The sequence below is a fragment of the Pedobacter sp. genome (genome assembly GCF_035317785.1).
Lineage (GTDB): Bacteria > Bacteroidota > Bacteroidia > Sphingobacteriales > Sphingobacteriaceae > Pedobacter.
This window is the reverse complement of the sequence record NZ_DATHGC010000251.1, coordinates 1-4,011: the sequence shown is the minus strand read 5'-3', so window position 1 is coordinate 4,011 and position 4,011 is coordinate 1. Positions and strand designations below refer to the sequence as shown.

At 42.0% G+C, this 4,011-nt stretch carries 5 protein-coding genes; 1 reads left to right on the top strand and 4 read right to left on the bottom strand.

What is annotated here, in order from left to right:
* On the top strand, positions 1-392 hold a 392-nt coding region (locus tag VK541_RS15560), incomplete at its 5' end, for an SDR family NAD(P)-dependent oxidoreductase (protein ID WP_324371225.1).
* Positions 393-772: 380 nt separating this feature from the next.
* Here VK541_RS15560 and VK541_RS15555 read toward each other — a convergent pair.
* From VK541_RS15555 to VK541_RS15540, 4 genes are all read right to left on the bottom strand, one after another.
* On the bottom strand, positions 773-2,224 hold the full coding sequence (locus VK541_RS15555; RefSeq protein ID WP_324371224.1) for an IS1182 family transposase: 1,452 nt from the start codon (positions 2,222-2,224) through the stop codon (positions 773-775).
* A 345-nt stretch (positions 2,225-2,569) separates the two neighbouring features.
* The gene (locus VK541_RS15550) at positions 2,570-2,977 is read right to left on the bottom strand and encodes an isocitrate lyase/phosphoenolpyruvate mutase family protein (RefSeq protein ID WP_324371223.1); all 408 of its coding nucleotides are present in this window, start codon (positions 2,975-2,977) and stop codon (positions 2,570-2,572) included.
* Complete coding sequence (locus VK541_RS15545; protein WP_324371222.1) at positions 2,940-3,389, bottom strand: chromate resistance protein ChrB domain-containing protein; 450 nt, start codon at positions 3,387-3,389, stop codon at positions 2,940-2,942. The genes VK541_RS15550 and VK541_RS15545 overlap by 38 nt, the downstream gene beginning before the upstream one ends.
* Positions 3,390-3,573: 184 nt before the next feature.
* The coding region (locus tag VK541_RS15540) for an efflux RND transporter periplasmic adaptor subunit (protein ID WP_324371221.1) at positions 3,574-4,011 on the bottom strand (438 nt) is incomplete at its 5' end.

Genomic DNA, 4,011 nt, shown 5'->3' with positions numbered 1-4,011 from the left:
GGTGTATTGAATTTCTCACTGCATCTAAAGGGCAAATAATCAATGTAAGCAGCAGCGTTGGCATTAAACCTTCTTCTCAACTCAGCGCATATGGTTCGGCCAAAGCAGGTATGAACATGCTAACCAAAATCTGGGCTTTAGAATTAGCTCCTTTAGGTATCCGCGTTAATTCTATCGCTCCTGGCCCAACAGATACCCCAGTGTTGGCGAATGCAGGGTTACCACCAGATGTTGTCCAGGCTATTCATGACAGCGAGAGGGCAACCATTCCTCTACAGCGAAGAGGCAGTGTGGAAGATATTGTGGTTAATATGGCCTTATTAATAGATTCGGGCTCAACATGGGTAACCGGGGTTGTGCTGCCTGTTGATGGCGGAATCTCCATAACCTAATTTACTGCTTTCACAAACAGTGCAAATAGTAAAATAGCACAAAAGCCCTGGGAAATAAGAGGGCACTGAAAAAGTCCTATAAAGCTAAAGAGGTACTTTTACAAGTAAAATGGAGGCGCTGAGAATCGTCTGTACGAAATCACTCTCCACCACCTACCCGAATACACCAAAGAAAAAGAGGCTGTTTTCAATTTTGGAGGTCACTGAAAAAGTTACTCATTTATGAGTGATCGTTTAAAAACGATCAAGTAGAACATGTTTTTTACTTGATCGTTTTTTTTATTGTCTACAAGTGGTGATTGGTTCCATGGGACTAACTATAGTCTATGATTTGGGAAAGTAATGGTTCTATAGGCTGTTTTTCTTCGGTTTTTGGGGACTTAGACGGTTAGTTTGATAATCCTCTTCAGGTTAACCGTAAAAATCGCCAATGCCCCCTGCATCTGCATATTTTCAATTCCGTAAGATATAGCCCGGTCGTAGCCATGAACGTTTTTTAGCTCACTGTTTTTTGCTTCGATCTTATACCGGTGGCTGGCTTTTTGTTTATAATCGTCCGTTTCTTGAAAAGCTATTTGCTGGAGATGTGTGTCTGATTTTATGGTTACTGAATAGGTCTTGGTCTTTGCCCCTGCTTTATAGCAATTGTCCCTCAATGGACAGATCTTGCATTTTTCAACGTCAAAGTAATACATATGTACCTGGTTTTTTCCAACATTCTTTTTCCCCTGGCGCGCTTTCCGAATGGCCAGATGTCCCGCGGGGCAGACAAACATGTCAGCATCTTTATTGTAGTCGAACTTGTCTTCATCCTTTCTAAAGCCTTGGCTTATTGAAGCGTTAATTTTGGCCACGACTTTTATATCCTGTTCAGATGTTAGCTTAAGATTTTCTTTCCCTGAATAAGCCGAATCGCCGATTACCGTATCTACCGCGATTCCATTGTCCTGACTTATTTTCAAAAGCATTGGCAGTTCAGGGCCATCGCCTTTTTCGCCTGATGTTACAACTGCAGCTGTAATGATGCGTTCCTCTGTCATGGCCAGGTGGGTCTTGTAACCAAAGAATTTGCTATCGGCTGATTTATGGCCGGTCCTGGCATCTCTGTCTTTGGAGAGTGTATAATTTTCCTGCGTATCTTCCACGGTCTCCTTCAATAGGTTCAACTTCTCTTTGACCGCAGGAATTAAACATAACGTTTGGTCCGATTCAATACACTTTTCAAGTTCCTTACAATAAGCCAATTCCTTTTCCAGTTCACCCGAATCGTTCTTTTCCGGCATGCGGTCTTTCATGCCCTCATCTATACTGTAAACTGCTTTTCGCAGTAGTTTTGAACGTTCTCTCAGGACCTCAAGTGCTGAATATGGATTAGATCTGGATAGGGAATGGGTCGCATCAACAATAATGGACCTGGAGCGGATAATGCCCTTTTCAATAGCAATGGAGACTGTTTTGCCAATCAGCAGGTTTAATAGATCGGTATCCTTCAACCGTAATTTTCTGAACTTTGTCAACGAACTGGGATCGATAACCTCTTCCTCAGGCGACATGTCAAGGAAATATTTGAAGGACATATCATATTGCGAACGCTCAACTACATCAACGTCCGAGACGGTATAGATTGTTTTCAACAGCAAATATTTGAACATGCGTATGGGGCTTTCTGCCGTACGCCCGTTATTTGGACAATATTTGTCCACCAGTTCTTGATAAATAAAGTCGAAATCGATTAGTTCGCTGATCTTGCGAAGAAGATTGTCTTTGGGAACGATCAGATCATATAACCCCGAAAACGCACTGAATTGGATTTGTTGCTGTTGAGCTAACATCTAAAAGGCCTTCTGATTACCTCTTCAAGATACAAAAAAAGGAGCAGAAAAACTATGCTTTTCTACTCCTTTTTTCATCCTTTAATTCTAAGGGACTTTTTCAGTGGCCTCCAATTTTGAAAACAGCCTCTTTTGATAAATAGCCACTTTTTCAGTGCCCTCCTATATAGAAAACGGCCTCTCTTGATAAATAGCTACTTTTTCAGTCCCCTCTGTCTAAAAGTGAAAATCTGGCGTAGTCATTTTTGTTTATTGTTTAGTTGGGTAATTTGTTATTTAATATTCATCAGAATCTCCGCACAATGGGCTTTCGTCCCATTTGTTCCAATCATGTTTACAATTGAACTAAAACATGGGTTCGAATGATTGTTCTGTTATAACCGCTTTAAGGAGATTTTCTAATCGATTGTAGGTTGCCTTGTATAAAAAAACAGTCATACTGATCCTCCGCACCCCACATTCCGACAAAGTTTTTATAGATGAAAGTTTAGGCGTACCAACTACATTTAAAGGAAGTGTAGTAGATAACGCGATCTCTTTAATAGTTGCTGGATCTGAAACAGCTGTAACAAACAGTCCATCGGCACCGGCCTCCTGGTATAATTTTGCTCGTTTGATAGTTGTTTCAAGGGGCGACTCAACTTTTTGTAAAAAGCCATCGGTCCTTGCATTTATAAAAAGTTTCTGGTTGGTTTTTTCAAAGTGGTAGATTTGATTATTTGCTCTGCCATGTGTGTTTTTCTTCCTGTACATATTTTGCCCAGCTATACAGTGCATCATAAAGAATTAATCCGAATGCCAGCTGTTCCTGATCATCTTTAAAGTTGTAGGATAGTCCGGCTGAAATGGCCCAAAGCCCCGCCGCCTGTTGCGCCAGGTCAAAGCGGGCCGTATCCGCACCCCGGACGATCTCTGCAATCTGCAAGAGCGCCGGGTCGGTTAAGTCGTGTTTTTTAATGATATAATCAAAGGTGCAGCGCTCACCCTCATGGGTATATTCTACACCCGCAATATCATAAGGTATGGCATCCTGTACCTTGGCCTGGTCAATAACCTGATCTTTAGGTACAAAAATGAATTTTGCTGTAGGGTCAACAAAGTTTTTAATAAGCCAGGGACAGGCGATACGGTCAATTTTTGGCCGTTCACGGGTGATCCATTTCATAAGAAAAGGGTTTAAAAAGTTTATTAATTGACTACATTTTCATGCCACCCATTGATTCTTCCGGTTTGCTGTTTCCATAGTTTAATGTTGCTGTTTCTAATTTGCAATTAAATTTACCCCGTCTCAACGCCGGATAATAGAACGTAACTAACTATACAGTAGAATAGATTTTACCTTTTTTTATTTATTGTTTTACCTGAACGGTTGTACCTTCTTTCAGTTCCTCGTTGCCTTGTGCCACCAGTTGGTCACCTGGTTTTAAATCGCCCGCGATCTCGGTCTTTTCCTTGCCGGTAAACCCCGTCTTAACATCTACCCATTTCGTTCTTCCGTTTTCTACCCTGATCACGAATTTGCGTTCCTGCGTGGTTACCACTGTTTTAAAAGGAACCAGGAATCCGTCTTTGGGGCGGCTGACCGGCAATACGATCTGCGCGAACATACCGGGTTTGAGCAAACCGTTCGCGTTCGGAAAAGTAAGCTCCCAGGTTTCGCTCCGGGTTTGCGGATCAATGGCATCTGATTTTCGGGCCAGTTTGGCTTTAAAGAGCTGTCCGGGATTGGCTGATACGGTAAAAGTTGCTTCATTGCCTTTTAGCGTGGTCGAATTATAAGCTTCCGG

Bases quoted from the DNA above. Each gene is read 5' to 3' on its own strand.
- VK541_RS15555 (WP_324371224.1), bottom strand. From the start codon at position 2,224: ATGTTAGCTCAACAGCAACAAATCCAATTCAGTGCGTTTTCGGGGTTA.
- VK541_RS15550 (WP_324371223.1), bottom strand. From the start codon at position 2,977: ATGTACAGGAAGAAAAACACACATGGCAGAGCAAATAATCAAATCTAC.
- VK541_RS15545 (WP_324371222.1), bottom strand. From the start codon at position 3,389: ATGAAATGGATCACCCGTGAACGGCCAAAAATTGACCGTATCGCCTGT.